Origin of the sequence: Chryseobacterium indologenes, assembly GCF_018362995.1 — a bacterium.
GTDB classification, from domain to species: domain Bacteria; phylum Bacteroidota; class Bacteroidia; order Flavobacteriales; family Weeksellaceae; genus Chryseobacterium; species Chryseobacterium indologenes_G.
This window is the reverse complement of sequence record NZ_CP074372.1, coordinates 1,792,749-1,810,898: the sequence shown is the minus strand read 5'-3', so window position 1 is coordinate 1,810,898 and position 18,150 is coordinate 1,792,749. Positions and strand designations below refer to the sequence as shown.

Here is an 18,150-nt window from a genome sequence, read left to right as displayed (position 1 = left end):
TAATTTCCTCCCGAAATTTGAAAAAGATGAGAAAAATTGTAATAACCATGCTAGGGCTTGTTGCATTGACAAGCTGTAAAACTCAAAAAAACACTGAAACAGACAAAGGACCAAAGACTTACAGTTTCAGAAAAGATAAAGATCAGGATGGAATTCCTAATAAACTGGATAAATGCCCTGATATTGCCGGTCCGGTAGAAAACGAAGGCTGTCCGTGGGTAGAATCTGATGGAGACGGGGTTATTGATAAAGATGATGCGTGCCCTACGGTGGCAGGACCTCCCGAAAATAACGGCTGTCCATGGCCGGATACAGATGGTGACGGTATTCTGGATAAAGATGATGCCTGTCCTACAGTTCCGGGAATGCCAGAATATAACGGCTGTCCGAAACCAAAATCAGTTACTGCAATGGAAGTGGTGAGTTCCAGATCATTCCATGAATCAGGAAGGGTTTATAACAATCAGGTTGGGGACAAAAAAGAGGTTCAAAAGCCAGCAAAAACTGATGAAAATATTGATTATAATAATGAGGAATATGCCGGATTTGTGGAAAATGCATTTGAGCTGACCAGCCGCCAGCCTCTTTCTACTTTCTCTATTGATGTAGATAATGCTTCCTATTCCAATGTCCGAAGAATGATCGAATATGGAGGGAAGGTTGATAAAAATGCAGTGAGAGTCGAGGAGATGATCAATTATTTTAAATATGATTATCCACAGCCTGCAAACAATGATCCTTTTTCAATTAATACCGAATATGGCAACTCTCCATGGAATCCAAAGCATAAGCTGCTGAAAATAGGCCTTCAGGGAAAAAATATTCCGATGGATGGTCTGCCTGCATCCAATATTGTTTTTCTTATTGATGTTTCAGGTTCAATGAGTGCGGAAAACAAACTGCCATTGTTGAAGTCTTCTCTTAAAGTTTTGCTGAAACAGTTAAGACCAAAAGACAAAGTAGGAATTGTAGTGTACGCAGGTAGTGCAGGAGTGGTTTTACCCCCAACTTCAGCAGGAGAAAAAGAAAAAATTATTAAAGCGCTGGATAATCTTCAGGCAGGAGGAAGCACAGCCGGAGGAGCAGGAATTGAACTGGCCTATAAACTGGCGAAGGAAAATTTTATCAAAGGAGGAAACAACAGAGTGGTTTTGGCAACCGATGGTGACTTTAATGTGGGTGCTACTTCCAATACTGATATTGAAGCCTTAATTACAGAAAAAAGAAAAACAGGGATCTTCCTGACCTGTCTTGGTTATGGCATGGGTAATTATAAAGACAACACAATGGAAACTCTTGCAGATAAAGGAAACGGAAATTATGCCTATATTGATAATATGCAGGAGGCGAATAAGTTTTTAGGAAAAGAATTTGCAGGAAGCATGTATGCTATAGCCAAAGATGTGAAAATTCAGATTGAATTCAATCCTAAGTTTGTAAAATCTTACCGTTTAATAGGCTATGAAAACAGGAAGCTGAGAAATGAAGACTTTGTCAATGATAAAATTGATGCCGGAGAATTGGGAAGCGGACATACTGTTACTGCATTATATGAGATTATTCCTGCAAATGTAGATTCAGAATTCATTCCTAAAGAAACAAAATTAAAATACTCTGAAAAATCAGTTACAAAGAGATTCGGAGATGAGCTGGCCACTGTGAAATTCAGATATAAAAAGCCTGATGGTGATAAAAGTATACAGATCAGTAAAGTGATTAAAAAAGAAAATCCATCTGTCTCAATAAGTCCGGATTTTAAATTTGCTTCTTCAGTAGCCTGGTTCGGTTTGGTACTCAGAAATTCGGAACTGATTACAAAAAAAGATCTTTCTGATATTGAGAAACTGGCTAAAGAAGGGAAAAATAAAGATGAAGAAGGCTATCGTTCAGAATTTATTAGGCTGATAGAGAGTTATAAAGCAATTCAAAAATAATTCATGAAAAAGAAATTTCCCCGGAAGTTTCTTTTTTTTATATTTTTAAGCATACTAATCACCGATGAAAAAGAATTATCTGCTGTTGCTGCCGTTTACCATTACCTTATTACAGGCACAAGATTCACAATTATATTATTCTGGAAAATTTTTAACAACTAAAGATAAAGCACAGAACTTTTTAAAGGTTTCTAATAAAAACAGTGGGGTTTATGAACTGACTGATGAGGAAGGTTTTGCAATTATTGCTGCTAAACCTTATGATACCATTTCGTGGAACCAAGGCAAAAATACTCATGTTATTTCTACCTATGAGCTCAGGGAATTAAAAGCCATTCTGGAAAATCAGACTTCCAAAAAAAATGTAGAAAATATTTACAGTAAAGCCTATGACAGTCTCGTCTCAAAAGAAACAAAAGATGATTTCAGCATTGAAAAAACGAAGACCCGCTTAAGTAAAAGATCACATTCTTATTTTGATCAGATAAGAAGAGTAAAACAAAAGAATGACAGTATTTATATTGTAAAAAGACTCAATCAGAAAACATTACTTTTTAACGGAAGCTTTACCACATCCTTAGATATTAAAAACAGAAATGCTATTCCGGGAACTCAAAGTAACTATGTACAGGGAAGATCAGAAAAAGGAAATCTTGTCTGGAAAGGTCCTGAAACTAATGAAATGTTCAGTTTTGGACCAGATATTTCTAGCTTGGGGTTTGATGGCCTGGCTTATGAATATGATCAGAACGGAAGGCTGATCCCCTGGATTGATGGGCTTCAGCGTGCCAGAAAATATGATAACAGCCTTTTTAAAACAACAGTAGGATACAACAATCAGTTGAATGTAAATGCTTTTATAAAAGAAGGTTACAGTGAAAAAATCCGGTTGTCTCTGAATTTGGGTCAGCAGAAGAACCAGATGTATTTTATAGATCAGTTTGATATTGCCAATACCTTTAAAGCCAAACTGAATACAGAGCTAAGCGGATATTCCATTAATTTTGCTTTTAATTACGAAGAGGACAAAGCTACCAATACCAATAGAATAGGGTTGTTCAACAGAGTGTATCAGAATTCCCTGTTAACACCTGTTTCTTTTTCAAATAGCCAAAATACCCTTCTGAGTAACGGTTTACAGAGAAGTTACAGCAAAGATGCAGACAATCCTTCATTCCTTTTTGAACAGGATAGTAAATATCGCTATCAGAATAGGGATAGACTGTTTAGTTTTAATGTTATTAAAAATTGGGATGAATTCAAACTGAATGTCAGCCAGTCTTATGAAAGTAGCAACACTTGGAACAAAGATCAGTATAAACCTTCTACTTCTGGCTTCAGCAACGGATTACTCTATGAAAGGGTACAAAACAACAGTTTGTATCATTCCAATATATTGGGTTCCTATGCATTAGGAAACTATGATTTTAAAAATACGTTCAGCTTGAATTTTATCCTGAACGATAGAAAATCGGATGTTTATAACAGTCTGACCCATCAGCAATACCTTTATCAGAGAACTTCACAGGATCATATTTTTAATTACAATATGGATATCCGTGATTATGATTTTGAAGCAGGACTCAATCTTGGAAATTCTTTTTACATCTCCAACACCTCTCTGAAAAATAACTACTGGCTTCCCAAAGCTAATTTCTATGTGAGATTCAATAACATTTTCGATTGGTATAATTATAATTTTAAGTTACTGGGAAGTTACACACAGTTGAGTTTCGAGCCGGAAATTACAAGATCATACGCTTCCTATGCAACAACTTTACTTAACGCACAAAGCTACAATCAATACTTCCCTGTACAGGAAGTGGAAAGCTTCAGAGGTTTATCCAATATCAATACCAGAGAATGGAAAATGGGAGCCAGTCTTAACCTTGGTTATAATATAAGTGTGGAAGGAGAATATTTCAACAGAAAAAATACAGATGATGTATTTCCTGTTTTTGAAAATAATCAGCTGAAATTAAAGAATATAGCGGATCACACGTACAGTGGATATGAATTCAATTTTGCTTATGACCGTTTGCGTTTGGGGGACAACTTTTATAGTGTTCAGAAAGTGTCATTTTTCAAATATAAAGATCTCGTAGACAGGATAGCGCCAGGTTATCAGAATATTGCTGTTTCAGGATTTAAAGACATTTATAAAACACTGTCGGAAGGACAGGTTTTGGGAGCTGTTATGGGAAGCTACTTTGAAAAAAATGCTCAAGGGCAATTAATCATTGATGAGTCTGGATTTCCCAAAAAAGCAGACGGAATGAAAATAATCGCAGACCCTACACCGGATTTCGTAATGAAATTCACTCATAGTTTTGCTTATAAAAACTTTTCCTTAGATATCAATTGGGAATGGAAAAAAGGTGGGCAGCTCTGGAACGGAACACAGGCGGTTCTCGATTATTACGGACGTTCTTCTGAATCAGGAGATGACAGAAATATCAAAAATTATATTTTTCAGGGTGTGCAGGCCAATGGAACGGCAAACCAGATTCCGGTAGATTTCTACGACCCCAACCAGAACGTTCAGGAAAACCGCTGGTCCAGATATGGCTACCTTGGTGTGGCGGAAAATTATATTCAGAAGGCGGATTATATAAGAATCAGCAATATTTCACTGTCTTCCAGTTTTCCGGTCAACTATGGAAAGCAGAATATCAAGCTTACTTTTTATGTGAATAATCTAATGCTTTGGCAGGCCAATAAAGGAGCAGATCCCAATCAGAATTTTTATGATATGGATAACGGAAGAGGACTGGATTTTTTCAACCTTCCGTCTTTTAAAACATTCGGATGTATTGTTTCATTCAAATTTTAACCCATGAATTTCAAATTTATATCATCATATATCATCTCGCTGAGCTTAATATTGTCAACGGTTTTTCTAAAAGCACAGCAGCCATTTCAGGATTTTGAAAAAGAAAAGACCTACGTTCAGACCAATCATGTTTTTTACAAACCTGGCGAGGAAATGTATTTTAAAATATACGTTGTAAAAGGAAAAAACAACCTTCCGGCAGAAGACAGTAAAATTGTGAATTTTGAAATTATTGATCCCGCAGGAAGCGTTTTGAAAAAAATGAAATATGAAATTACCAACGGATACGCCCAGGGATATTTCTATTTTGATGAAGATATGAAAGGCGGAATCTATAAAATAAGAGCCTTTACCAACTGGATGCAGAATGAGGAGGGGGAAAATTCCTTTGAAAAAGAAATTACCCTCCAGAAAATAGTATCTCCAAGAATATTAATGAAACTGGATTTTCCTAAAAAAGGATACGGTCCGGGAGATGAGGTGGCAGCCGACTTTTCAATGAGAAGTCTGAGTAATCTTCCCATTCCTTTTTATGAAGCGGATTATACGGTAATGACCAATGGCGAAACCGTTTCAGAAGGGAAATTTATTACCAATAAAGAAGGTAAAAATCAATTGATTTTTAAACTCCCTGAAGTTTTGAAATCCTCTGATGGACTTTTGAATATTAAAGTGAATTTTGACGGATTTACAGAATCTATTTCAAGAAATATTCCAATTGTGCTGAATAATCTGGATGTGAAATTTTTACCTGAAGGAGGTACTTTTATCAACGGGATAGAACAAAATATGGCCTTTAAAATTCTGGATGAATTTGAAAAACCTGTAGACGCTGTTCTGGCTGTTTACAATCAGAATCATGAAATAATAAAAGAAATTTCAGCCTATAATTTCGGGATGGGAAGCTTTCATTTTACTGCTAAAAAAAGAGAAACCTATTATGCAAAAGTAGTAAAGCCTGAAAGTAATACCCAGACGTTCCATCTTCCGGTGGCAAAAGATGATGGTTTAGTTTTAAATATTCTGAATGAAAACAAAAAATTGACTTTTACCATCATTTCAACTCATCAAAAAATGATTACCCTGAAAGGAAATTTCCGCGGAAAAGAATTGTATACTAAAGATTTTCTAGTGAAAAAAGGCAGCAATTCATTGGAGATTGATGAAAAAGACTTCCCGATAGGAATCTGCAGATTTACTGTTTTGGAAAATAATATTCCTCTTGCAGAACGTATTGTTTTTACCAATAAAGAAAATCGGTTGAATATAAAGGTTAAGCCCGTAAAACAACATTACCTGCCGAGGGAAAAAGTAACACTGAACATCGAAACTACGGATGAAAATAACAAGCCTGTTCCTGCCAACCTTGGTCTGAGTGTGGTGGATGATAAACTATGGACATACGCTGATGACAAGCAGAATCATATCATTTCCTGGCTTCTGATGGACTCCGAGTTGAAAGGGAAAATTGAAAAACCACAGTTTTATTTCGATAAAAAAGAAGAAAAAGCAGATAAAAGCCTGGACCTTGTTATGCTGACAAACGGGTACAGATATTTCGAGCTTATCCCGGAAATCATTACAACGAATAAGTACAAATATCTTCCTGAAAAGAAAAATACAATTTACGGAGTAGTAGAAGATGAAAACAAAAGACCGGTGAAAGCAGATGTTTTCCTTTTAGATACAGATAATAAAAAAATCCTTAAACAGGCCGCTGCAGAAAATGGACGTTTTTATTTTTCAGACCTGAATGCAGACAATTCATATAAAATTATAGCCAGATCTTCTCAACCTAAGCATCAGGTGAAAATCAGGATCTTGTCTTATAATTTGGATATTAACCCTTTGGTGAAGCAAAAGCTTTCCAATATTGATGTAGAAGAAATCGTAAAAGAGGCTGAAAGAAAAGAAGAGAAAAAAACAGAAAACAGAAATAATACCCAAACATTAAACAAACCCGGCCGGTCAGCAAAAGATACTGTTCAGAATAAAAGGATTGAAGAAGTTGTTGTTTTAGGATACAATTTGAAAAAAGATAAAGCCGCGGTTACTTCTACAACAATAACGTCTTCGATTGAAATTCAGAATCCCAATGTAACTTCATTACTAAGCGGAAAAGTAGCAGGATTAACAATTATACCAGCGGGACAGTCGGCGGTCAGTGCACAGATAAGAATAAGAGGAGAAGCATCCATCACCAATAAGAATCCACTATTCATTGTAGACGGTACTCCCGTAGAAAACTTCAGCACCACTATAAATCCGAACGATATCAATAGTATTACCGTACTCAAAGATGCTGCTGCTACGGCTATTTATGGTAGCAGGGCTGCAAATGGAGTGGTAATCGTAAATTCATATAAAAACAACAATTCAAAAATCAGTTTTGATATTACTCCGAAATCTTATATTGCTGTTGAAGCAGTGCTACATGGAAGACTTATATCATATGCCGGATCAAGAGAATTTGCGTATCCGGAATATAAAACGACAAATACATCCTACCGTTTCGATTACAGAGAAGCACTTTACTGGAACCCTGTGTTGGAAACCGATAAAAACGGAAAAGCAAAAGTGGAATTTTATAATTCTGATGCCAACTCTACTTTTAGAATTATGACAGAAGGTATTGCTGCCTCAGGGCTTATAGGAAATGATGAAACTACCTATGCTGCACAAAGTCTCATCTCAATAGATGCTAAAATTCCACAATATCTGACAAGAACGGATCAGATGACAATTCCTGTTGTAATTAAAAACAATTCCTCGGAAATAAGGAAAATGACCATGAATGTTATTGTTCCTAACCGTGTAAAACTGATCCGTTCTGACAGCTTAATTACCCTGAAACCCTTGGAATCGGGAAGATTATTTGTTAAAATACAGACAGATGAGATTGTAGATTCCAACATTCAGTTTACCATAAGATCCGGAGATTTCAGGGAAACCATGATTCTTCCGTTTAAAGTAGAAGAGAAAGGATTCCCGCATAAATTTTCCATCATCAATAACAAAACGGAAGATATCAAAATCAATATTCCAGAGTATATCAACGGAAGCCTGTTTTCTTCATATTATGTATTTGAGAACACCGCCTTACAGATGTTTGCAGATATTGATCAGCTGAAGAGAGAGCCTTATGGCTGCTTTGAACAGCTTTCCTCAACCGTATATCCTAATATTTTTATTCTGGATTATTTAAAATCAGGTAAAAAAATAGATACTGCAACTGAGAATTTGGTGGTTAAAAATATGAAAAAAGGGTTTCAGAAAATGTTGAGTTATAAAAACAGAGACGGAGGTTTCGGATATTTCAGCAGCGAGGAATCTGATGTGGCGCTTTCTGCATTTGCCTTACTGGAATTTACGGATTTAAAAAAGTATGTTAACCCGGATGCAAAACTTATTCAGGGACTTTCCTCATTTATTTTATCCAAAAAGAATGCAAACGGATTATTTGAGGTAAGAAAACCTTATGAATCAAAAAAGGATTTTTCAGAATATTCCTGGTCAAGAAATATGTATGTGGTATATGCTTTATCCAAACTTGGTTTTAAGAATGAAATAGAAGATTCCTTTGCAATAATGATGAAAAGAGCTTTGGCTACAAAAGATTCTTATCAGCTGGCTTTGCTTGCCAATACTGCGGCTCATCTAGGAAAACAAAAGGAATATGATGATCTGATGAAGCTGCTGGACAAGCAGTATGAAATAAAGAATGTAAAATCTAAAATCACTTTTACAGGCTCATGGGGAAGATCTGCAGATGCGGAAACCCTTTCGTTATATATCATGGCACTTCAGAAAGAGGAGAAACTGAATCAGTTAAAAATCGCAGAAGCTGCAGATCAGCTTATTAATTTCAATGGATATTATGGGTTCGGTTCTACTCAGGCAACAACATTGGCAATACAGGCATTGTCTGAGTTTTTCTCTAAAAATGAAAAGCTTTACGGGAATGAAAGGCCGGTTATCACCATCAATAAAGCAAATACTTATCCAAATATCAGTCTTTCATCAGCATACAAGGCCGGAGAAAATAAGATCAATATTCATTATCCAGCTAAAAATGGGTTACCTTATAAATTAGAATATCAGTATTATACCCTTCAGGCTCCGGAAAGCAAAGATATTCCTGTTACGATGGAAACAAAGCTGAAATCTGCAGTGTCCAGAGTAGGAGAGACCAACAGAATGGCAGTGACCGTTAAAAACAAAATTAACGGACAGCTTCCAATGACCATTGCGAAAATCGGTATTCCTGCAGGCTTGACTTTACAAAATGCTTTGCTAAAAGACCTGATTGATAAAAAGCAAATTTCCTACTATGAAATCTTTGACAATTATCTGGTACTTTATTGGGAACATTTTAATGCAGAAGAAACAAAAACAATTAATCTGGATCTCAAAGTAGAGTTTGCAGGTACTTATACCGGAAAATCCAGCAATGTTTATCTCTATTATATGCCGGAAGCAAAACACTGGAATCAGGGAATAACGGCCAGTATTGAACCCTAACTTTAATTTTTTAAACTTCAAAACAGACATTCTCAGGGATGTCTGTTTTGAAGTTTAAAATTAATTTTCAAAAATTATTGAAAATTCAAAAAATATAATTACATTTGTTACAGAAATCTAAAAGGAAAACAAAATGCAACTTTCAGAAGCAAAAGAAAAATACATTCAGACCTGGGGAACCTTTGCTACCAATTGGGGGATCAACCGTACGATGGCGCAGGTGCATGCACTGCTTTTGGCAAGTGGCAAACCTCTTTCTACTGATGAGGTAATGGAACAGCTGGAGATTTCAAGAGGAAATGCCAATATGAATCTTCGTGCTCTGATAGACTGGGGAATCGTGAAAAAAGAATTTGTGAAAGGCGACCGTAAAGAATATTTCGTTGCAGAAAAAGATGTATGGTACCTTTTCAAACAAATTACTAAAGAACGTAGAAAAAGAGAAATAGAACCTGTAATTTCTTTTCTTGAAGAATTAAAAAATATTGAGGATAAGGATTCAGAAGAAGCTCAGGAATTTATCAAGCTGATGAATGACTTCAGTTCTGTCACCGGAAAGATCAACAATATTATGGATCTGGCGATCAAAAGCGATGATCATTGGCTGGTAGGAAAGATTACCAATCTGTTGAAATAGAAAAAGAAAGAGGATGCAAATCCTTTTTTATTTCAAGTTAACTTTCAAATATTACTGAAAATATAAAATTAATAATAATTATGAAAAATTTAATCATTCATTTGTTCCTGATTATTTATTTCAGAAGAAAAGGATCACTTTAAAACCATTGCTGCCATGAAAACATTTGCAAAATATGATTATTACATTCAGTTGTTCTTTATAATAATTGGGCCTCAGGCTTTTATATTTGGAAGTTCGTGGGGATTTATTCTGTTTTATTTTATAGTAGGAATTCCTCAATTGATAAGCTTCCTGATCAAACTGTTTTTTAAAACAAAAAAGTCACCATTGTATATCGCGTATGGAATTGTAATAGTACCGGTCTGGATTATTGTAACCATTTTATTTACAGAGAAACACATCAATGATTTTTTCGGATATGTTTTAATGGCCGCTCTTTTATATAGCCCTGTGATGGCAGCGGCATATGTTTATGACTGCTACACTACTTATGAACCTTATAAATCACAATTATGAAAACGCTCAAAAACCACACATTAATCTACGACAACGAATGTCCGATGTGTAATCTTTACTCCAAAGGTTTTACCAAATGCGGAATGCTGGATGAAGATGGAAGAGAAGCATTTACGGAAATTTCAGTGAGAAATAAAATCTTAATAGACTTTAACCGGGCGAAAAATGAAATTGCTTTGGTAGATCACAATAAAAATGAAGTCGTTTACGGATTAGACAGTCTGCTTCTCATTATTGGAAACTCTTTTCCATTGTTGGAAAAAACCGCTCGAATAAGACCTCTCTATTGGTTTTTTCAAAAGTTGTATTCCTTCATTTCTTATAATAGGAAACAGATTATTCCTTCCTCAAAAGACTATACAGAGCAATCTTGTGTTCCGGATTTTAACCTGAAATACAGAATAGCATACATCAGTTTTGTTGTTATTTTTTCAGCATATATCCTAAGTGAATTTTCCGTAAAGCTGGGTTTTAATTTAGACAGGAATTTTCTGAGAGAATTTGCCGTTTGTCTTGGTCAGATCGTTTGGCAGACTCTCTTTTTAAAAACTTATCTCAAAGGTAAAATCTGGGATTATCTCGGAAATATGATGACTGTTTCCTTAATCGGGACTTTACTGTTAATTCCTGCGCTGATGACCGATTTTCGCCCTGTCTTTTATCTGATATACTTTGGAATGGTAGTATTGATCATGTTTCTGGAACATATAAGAAGATGTCGAATACTAAAATTAAATTTTCTACCTACCATTTCCTGGATGGTATTCAGGCTCAAAGCGCTGGCCATTATTATTCTGACAACCATTTAAATTACAATTTGTATACTCTTAAAACCTCTGAAAATGTCAACAATCTATTTAAATACAATAATCAAAGCAGACATTCACTATGTTTTTGATCTGGCAAGAGATATTGATCTGCACCAGCAATCAACCTCAACATCTCATGAAACAGCAATTGCCGGACGTACTTCAGGGTTGATTGAAGAAAACGAGACGGTAACCTGGCGGGCCAAACATCTGGGAGTTTATCAGACCCTCACCACAAAGATTGTCAGTATGGAAAAACCGGTCCAGTTTATTGATGTGATGCAGAAAGGAGCCTTCAAATCTATGCGGCACAGGCATACCTTTAAATCTGTAAACGGGAAAACACTGATGACCGATGTTTTTGAATTTGAATCTCCGCTGGGCATCATAGGAAAATTGTTCAATGCTATTTTTCTTACAGGATATCTCAAAAGTTTTCTGCTCAAAAGAAATGAAATGATCAAAACCATTGCAGAATCTTCTACCCGTGATGGAATAGCCATTTTTTAACCTGAAAAACACATTATTATGAAATACAAACCTCTGTTAAATCTGTAGTTGAACCTTAAACATTGAACTCAAAACCTTAAACCTTAAATTGTAAAACAATGAAAATAATCATAGCCGGAGGAACCGGATTTCTCGGCGAAAACTTAGAAAAATATTTTACAGAAAAAGGAGATCAGGTCTATATCCTGACCCGTAATCCTAAACGTAAAAACGAAATCTATTGGGATGCCCAAACATTAGGTGAATGGAAAAACAGTTTGGAAAAAGCAGACGTGCTGATCAACCTTACAGGAAAATCTGTGGACTGCCGGTATCACGAGAAAAATAAACAGGAAATATATTCTTCAAGAATTAACAGTACAAAAATATTGCAGAAAGCTGTAAATCAGTGTTCTGAAAAACCAAAAATTTGGCTGAATGCAAGTTCTGCAACCATTTACGTTCATTCTGAACAGCATCTGAATACAGAAGAAAACGGAATTATCGGAGATGATTTTTCTATGAATATCTGCAAAAGCTGGGAGAAAGAATTTTTTGCAGTCAAAGATAAAGGAATACGGAAAGTTGCCCTTCGCACATCCATTGTTCTGGGAAATAATGGCGGAGCGTTTCCTAAACTGAAAATGGTTACAAAGCTGGGTTTAGGAGGAAAACAGGGACGGGGAAACCAAATGGTAAGCTGGCTTCATATTGATGATTTTTGTAAAGCAATTGACTGGATTATTCAGCATGAAAATATTTCAGGAGCAATCAATATAACTGCTCCGGCTCCGCTTTCCAATGATAATATGATGAAAAAGCTAAGAAAAGAATTGAAAGTCCCTTTCGGGCTCAATGCTCCGGTCTGGCAGTTGGAAATTGCTTCTATTTTCCTGAAAACAGAAACCGAATTACTTTTAAAAAGCCGTAATGTGTACCCTGAAAGATTAATAAAAAGCGGATTTGAGTTTTCATTTCCAGGTTTTGATGAAGCCATTCTTAATCTCTTGGAATCCTAATGTTTGCGGATTTCACAAAGGATAATTAAATTAGCGGAAAACTATTCCATATGTTGGTTATCCCCAAAATAAAACCCTTTTTTCTTTCATCCTTTTTAATAAGTTCAGTAGTATTTTCACAGGCCCATAATGTGTCTGACGGATATCAGAAACCCACAGACCCTCTTGTGGTTCAGAATCTGGACCAATGGCAGGATATGAAATTCGGATTGTTTATGCATTGGGGTACCTACAGCCAATGGGGAATTGTTGAAAGCTGGAGCTTATGCCCGGAAGACGAATCATGGACCCAGAGAAAACCTGAGCATGGGAAATCTTATGACGAATATGTAAAGAATTATGAAAATCTTCAGACCACTTTCAATCCCACTCAGTTTAATCCACAAAAATGGGCGGATGCAGTAAAAAAAGCCGGGATGAAGTATGTGGTTTTTACAACTAAACATCACGACGGCTTTGCAATGTTTGATACCCAACAGTCTGATTATAAGATAACCTCTTCTAAAACTCCCTTTTCAAAAAATCAAAAAGCAGATGTCACAAAAGAAATCTTCAACACCTTCAGAAAAGAAGGATTCAAAATTGGAGCTTATTTTTCAAAACCTGACTGGCATTCTGATGATTACTGGTGGTCCTACTTCCCCCCAAAAGACAGGAATGTGAATTATGACCCTAAGAAATATCCGGAGAGATGGGAAAATTTTAAAAAATTCACTTTTAATCAGCTGAACGAGATTACTTCCAAGTATGGTAAAATTGATATTCTCTGGCTGGATGGAGGCTGGGTACGTCCTTTCCATACAATAGACCCGAAAGTTGAATGGCAGCGAACCATCAAAGTAGAGCAGGATATTGATATGGATAAAATAGGAACAATGGCCAGGAAAAATCAACCGGGAATTATTATTGTAGACCGTACCGTTCCCGGGAAGTGGGAAAATTATGTTACCCCGGAGCAGGCGGTTCCTGAACATGCTCTTACCATCCCTTGGGAAAGCTGTATCACAATGGGAGATTCCTTTTCTTATGTTCCCAATGACAACTATAAAACTTCCCAAAAGATTATTGAAACCCTGGTGAAAATCATTTCAAGAGGTGGAAATTACCTGATGAATATCGCTCCCGGGCCTAACGGAGATTACGATGCCGTTGTCTATGAAAGATTACAGCAAATTTCCGGCTGGATGGACAAAAATCAGGCAGCTGTTTTTGCTACAAGAATTATTGCTCCCTATCACGAAGGGAACTACTATTATACCCAAAGTAAGGACCATCAGACTGTAAATGTATTCCATCTTGATGAGCAGGCAGAATATAAGGCTCCAGAAGTACTTACCTTTTCCATCCCGGAAAATTTTAAGCCGAAATCCTTGAAAATATTAGGTCTTTCATCAAAAATTCAATGGAAAAAAACAGGAAATTCAATTGAAATTAATTTACCCAAAGAAAGAGATCAGTTAAAATATTCAACTGTAATTCAAATAATTAAATAGTTGAATTTGTGACTTATTTTTATATTAAAGTGACATAGGAAATCGGAGCGTTAAGAAAATAAAGTCTGTGAACGTTAAGAAAATTCTAGTGTTTGAGTGCGACACAATTGTTGAACGGGAAAACTAACATTAAATTCGCACGAGTTTTAGAATTTTTAGAGAACAGATTGTATTTTTAGCGGAGAGTTCCAAGTCTTGAACTTTTGGTTCTTTTGCTTCAAGGTAAAAGAACAAATTTAAAACTAAATTATTCTTCAGATGTGTTTTAAACCTCGATTTAAAATTATAGGAATTTTCTTATTGAGCTCAGTATTTATCTCTGCTCAAAAACCTTTATATAAAGACCCCAAACAACCCATTGAAACCAGAGTTCAGGATCTGTTGAAGAGAATGACTCCTGAGGAAAAATTCTGGCAGTGTTTTATGATTCCCGGAGATCTGGATCACGTTCCGAAAGGACAGTATTCTCATGGGATTTTTGGATTACAGGTAAGCGCAGGAAACCAGGGAGGCGGTGCCGCAGGGCAGTTACTGAAGTACAATGCCAATGAAGATGCTGAAAGACTGATTAAAAAAATCAATGCCATTCAGAAATACTTCGTTGAAGAATCAAGATTAGGAATTCCCATTATTCCTTTTGATGAAGCTCTGCACGGATTGGTGAGGGAAGGCGCTACGGCTTTTCCGCAGGGCATAGGTTTAGCAGCCACTTTCAACCCGGAATTGATGAATAAAGTTTCAACAGCAATTGCAAAAGAATCAAAATTGAGAGGAATCCGCCAGATTCTGACACCTGTAGTAAACCTTGCGAGTGATGTGAGATGGGGCAGGACAGAAGAAACTTACGGCGAAGATCCCTTTCTGACCTCTGTAATGGGAGTCAGTTTTGTCAGTTCATTTGAGAAGATGGGAATCATCACCACTCCCAAACACTTTCTGGCCAATGTAGGAGAAGGTGGAAGAGATTCATATCCTATTCATTGGAGTAAAAGATATCTTGAGGAAACACATTTGATCCCTTTTTATAATGCCTTTACAAAAGGAAAAAGCCGTTCAGTGATGACTTCCTATAACCTGCTTGACGGAAGACCTTCAACCGCTAATCATTGGTTACTGACAGAAAAATTAAAAAATGACTGGGATTTCAAGGGTTTTGTCATCAGTGATGCAAGTGCGGTAGGAGGAGCCAATGTGCTTCATTTTACGGCAAAAGATTATGACGATGCTTCTGCACAGGCAATTAATGCAGGGTTGGATGTGATTTTTCAGACAGAATATAAACATTATGAACTCTTTATTCCTCCCTTTTTGGATGGAAGAATCTCAAAAGAAAGAATTGATGATGCCGTTTCAAGGGTGTTGAGAGCGAAATTTGAGCTTGGATTATTTGAAAACCCTTACGTTTCACTCAAAGAAATTGAAGAATTAAAAAAGCTGAATCATAAGCCACTGGCAGAAAAAACCGCTGCAGAATCTTTCGTTTTGCTTCAGAATAATAATCAGACGCTTCCCGTTCCCGGAAATATTAAAAAAATTCTGGTAGTAGGAACAGATGCTGCTGATGCCAGATTAGGCGGTTATTCAGGCCCCGGAAACAAAAAAGTAAATATTATTGACGGAATTAAAAATTATATCAGAGATAAAAATATTGAAGTTGTTTATTCAAAAGGAATTGATTGGAATGTAAAGGATTTTACCACAGTTTCCAATGAATATTTATCCTCTGAAAACAAAAATGGATTAAAAGGAACCTACTTCTCTAATACCAATTTAAAAGGAAATCCGGCTTTCGAAAAACAGGATGAACAAATCAATTTTAAATGGACTTTGTATTCACCCGATCCTCTAAAACTTCAGCCGGATCAATACAGTATCCGCTGGACAGGAAAAGTGGAAGCTCCTGATTCAGGGAAGTACCAGCTAGGATTGCGGGGAAATGATGGTTTCAGATTATACCTTGACGGAAAATTAGCCATTGACCAATGGGAAAAACTAAGTTACTCCACCAAAACAATTGATATAGATTTTGTAAAAGGGAAAAAATACGATATTACCATTGAGTTTCATGAAAACCGGGGCGAAGCCAATCTTGAACTGATCTGGAACTACGGACTTCAGCATTACGGAAAAGACTATCAGGATGCTTTAAATCTTGCTCAGAATGCAGACTATATTATTGTTGCCGCCGGGATTCATGAAGGCGAATTTCAGGACCGTTCTTCATTAAGTTTGCCAGGAAATCAGGAAGCATTTATTCAGGAAGTTTCAAAATTGAAAAAACCGGTAACAGTAGTTTTGGTAGGTGGATCCGCTATAAAAACAACCTCATGGAAAGATAAAGTAGGAGCCATTTTAGACGTTTGGTATCCGGGAGAAGAAGGAGGAAATGCCATAGCAAAAATACTTTTCGGGGCTGAAAATCCGTCTGGAAAACTACCCATAACCTTTCCGGTTGAAGAAGGCCAGCTGCCTTTGACGTATAATCATCATCCAACAGGAAGAGGAAATGATTATCATGATCTGAGTGGTGAACCATTGTATCCGTTTGGATTTGGTTTAAGTTATACCACCTTTGAAATCTCAGGTTTACAGCTGAATAAAACCAAATATTCAGAAAATGAAACTATTATGGCTACAGTCAATGTGAAAAATACAGGATCGAAAGCAGGAAGTGAAGTCATTCAGCTATATGTAAAAGACTTATTGGCAACCGTTTCAAGACCGGTTATTGAGCTCAAAGGATTTCAGAAAGTAGAATTGCAGCCCGGAGAATCAAAATCTGTCACCATTGAAGTTCCCATACAACAACTACAGTTTCTGAACGAAAAAATGGAATGGGCTGTAGAAAAAGGAACCTACAGAATTATGGTCGGTAATTCATCCAAAAACCTTCCTTTAAAACAAAATATTGAGGTTTTATAAAACAAAAAAGAGCAGAAATTTCTGCTCTTTTTTATTATATTTTTTTGAAGATATCTAGTATTTTCTGGCTAATAAAACGTTCAATAAAAATGTTCCTGCCCAGTTACTATTATTGGTACTGACGCCATTTGTACCGATAAAGTCTACACGGGCTACAGATACAGTAAGACGCGTTCTTCCTGCGGTACCATTATTGGCAAGGCTTACAAAAGATGCTGTAAATACATCCGGGAAACTTGAGTTATTTCCTGCAGTAAGAATAGGATACATATTGGTGACATTGAAAGGAGTACCCTGATATTCATAAACAAGTGTCATTCTGCTTGTATTGGAATAGGCAGCAGTATGAGCCCTGTCCACAGATGTTTTACTCACGATCCACCATCTGTCAGTCGCAGAACCTGAATCATAACCTGCATTACCGTGATTGGTCCAGTCGGCAACAGCTGCTGTTCCAAGTGCATGAGGAGGAATAAAAAACTGTGTACCATAAATCTCCACATTGCTCGGCTTAGGAAGAACTGTAAAAGACAAATCCCATGTTCCGCCAGTTGTATTACTGTTGTTCACCACTTCAGCATATGCTCCGATAGGAATCACAAAAGAAGCAACGGGGGCATTATCAATTCTTAATGTGTTACCACTGGAAGCCTGGAGTGTGATATTATTCGGCGAAATATTTTTAATCTTATAAATTCTACCCGTAAAACTTGTTGTTCCCGTTCCGATGACCGGAAGGGTAAATGTCGCATCAGCTGTTCCATTATAAGTAATATAATGGTCGGTAGTCTGTATATTATAAGTTGTGGCTGTGACTTCGCTATAGCCAGCCCTTAAGGAACCGTTTACGGCAAGGGTACTGTTAGGAGTTGTGGTGTTAATACCTACTTGTGCAGTTAAGGGAAGGGCTCCAAATAAAAGGATCAAAATGTATTTTTTCATGTGTTGGGAAATTTGGTTTCCATCAAATATAG

General features: G+C 36.5%; 11 protein-coding genes. 10 read left to right on the top strand and 1 reads right to left on the bottom strand.

The features are described from left to right. The first annotated feature begins 26 nt into the window (after nt 1–26). The 10 genes from DYR29_RS08140 to DYR29_RS08095 all read left to right on the top strand — a co-directional run bounded on the left by DYR29_RS08140 (nt 27) and on the right by DYR29_RS08095 (nt 17,176). Complete coding sequence (locus tag DYR29_RS08140; RefSeq protein WP_213280063.1) at nt 27–1,934, top strand: vWA domain-containing protein; 1,908 nt, start codon at nt 27–29, stop codon at nt 1,932–1,934. Between the two features lie 64 nt (nt 1,935–1,998). Further along, complete coding sequence (locus DYR29_RS08135; RefSeq protein ID WP_213280062.1) at nt 1,999–4,767, top strand: hypothetical protein; 2,769 nt, start codon at nt 1,999–2,001, stop codon at nt 4,765–4,767. Between the two features lie 3 nt (nt 4,768–4,770). Further along, nucleotides 4,771–9,288 carry a TonB-dependent receptor plug domain-containing protein gene (locus DYR29_RS08130; RefSeq protein WP_213280061.1) on the top strand — a complete coding sequence of 1,506 codons (4,518 nt, stop codon included), beginning with the start codon at nt 4,771–4,773 and terminating at the stop codon, nt 9,286–9,288. Nucleotides 9,289–9,421: 133 nt separating this feature from the next. Then, a complete protein-coding gene (locus tag DYR29_RS08125; protein ID WP_034696386.1) occupies nt 9,422–9,925 on the top strand; it encodes a GbsR/MarR family transcriptional regulator in 504 nt (167 codons plus the stop codon). A gap of 156 nt (nt 9,926–10,081) precedes the next feature. Then, a complete protein-coding gene (locus tag DYR29_RS08120) occupies nt 10,082–10,444 on the top strand; it encodes a hypothetical protein (RefSeq protein ID WP_213280060.1) in 363 nt (120 codons plus the stop codon). Beyond that, nucleotides 10,441–11,253, top strand: coding sequence for a hypothetical protein (locus DYR29_RS08115; protein WP_213280059.1), 813 nt, complete (start codon nt 10,441–10,443; stop codon nt 11,251–11,253). Before DYR29_RS08120 ends, DYR29_RS08115 begins: the two co-directional genes overlap by 4 nt. Nucleotides 11,254–11,286: 33 nt before the next feature. Then, nucleotides 11,287–11,763, top strand: a complete 477-nt coding sequence (locus tag DYR29_RS08110) for an SRPBCC family protein (RefSeq protein ID WP_213280058.1) — start codon at nt 11,287–11,289, stop codon at nt 11,761–11,763. 98 nt (nt 11,764–11,861) lie between these two features. Beyond that, on the top strand, nt 11,862–12,761 hold the full coding sequence (locus DYR29_RS08105) for a TIGR01777 family oxidoreductase (protein WP_213280057.1): 900 nt from the start codon (nt 11,862–11,864) through the stop codon (nt 12,759–12,761). 50 nt (nt 12,762–12,811) lie between these two features. Then, the gene (locus tag DYR29_RS08100; RefSeq protein WP_213280056.1) at nt 12,812–14,254 is read left to right on the top strand and encodes an alpha-L-fucosidase; all 1,443 of its coding nucleotides are present in this window, start codon (nt 12,812–12,814) and stop codon (nt 14,252–14,254) included. 258 nt (nt 14,255–14,512) lie between these two features. After that, nucleotides 14,513–17,176, top strand: coding sequence for a beta-glucosidase (locus tag DYR29_RS08095; RefSeq protein WP_213280055.1), 2,664 nt, complete (start codon nt 14,513–14,515; stop codon nt 17,174–17,176). A 54-nt stretch (nt 17,177–17,230) separates the two neighbouring features. Here DYR29_RS08095 and DYR29_RS08090 read toward each other — a convergent pair whose 3' ends face one another. Then, nucleotides 17,231–18,118 carry a hypothetical protein gene (locus DYR29_RS08090; protein ID WP_213280054.1) on the bottom strand — a complete coding sequence of 296 codons (888 nt, stop codon included), beginning with the start codon at nt 18,116–18,118 and terminating at the stop codon, nt 17,231–17,233. Between the last annotated feature and the right edge of the window lie 32 nt (nt 18,119–18,150).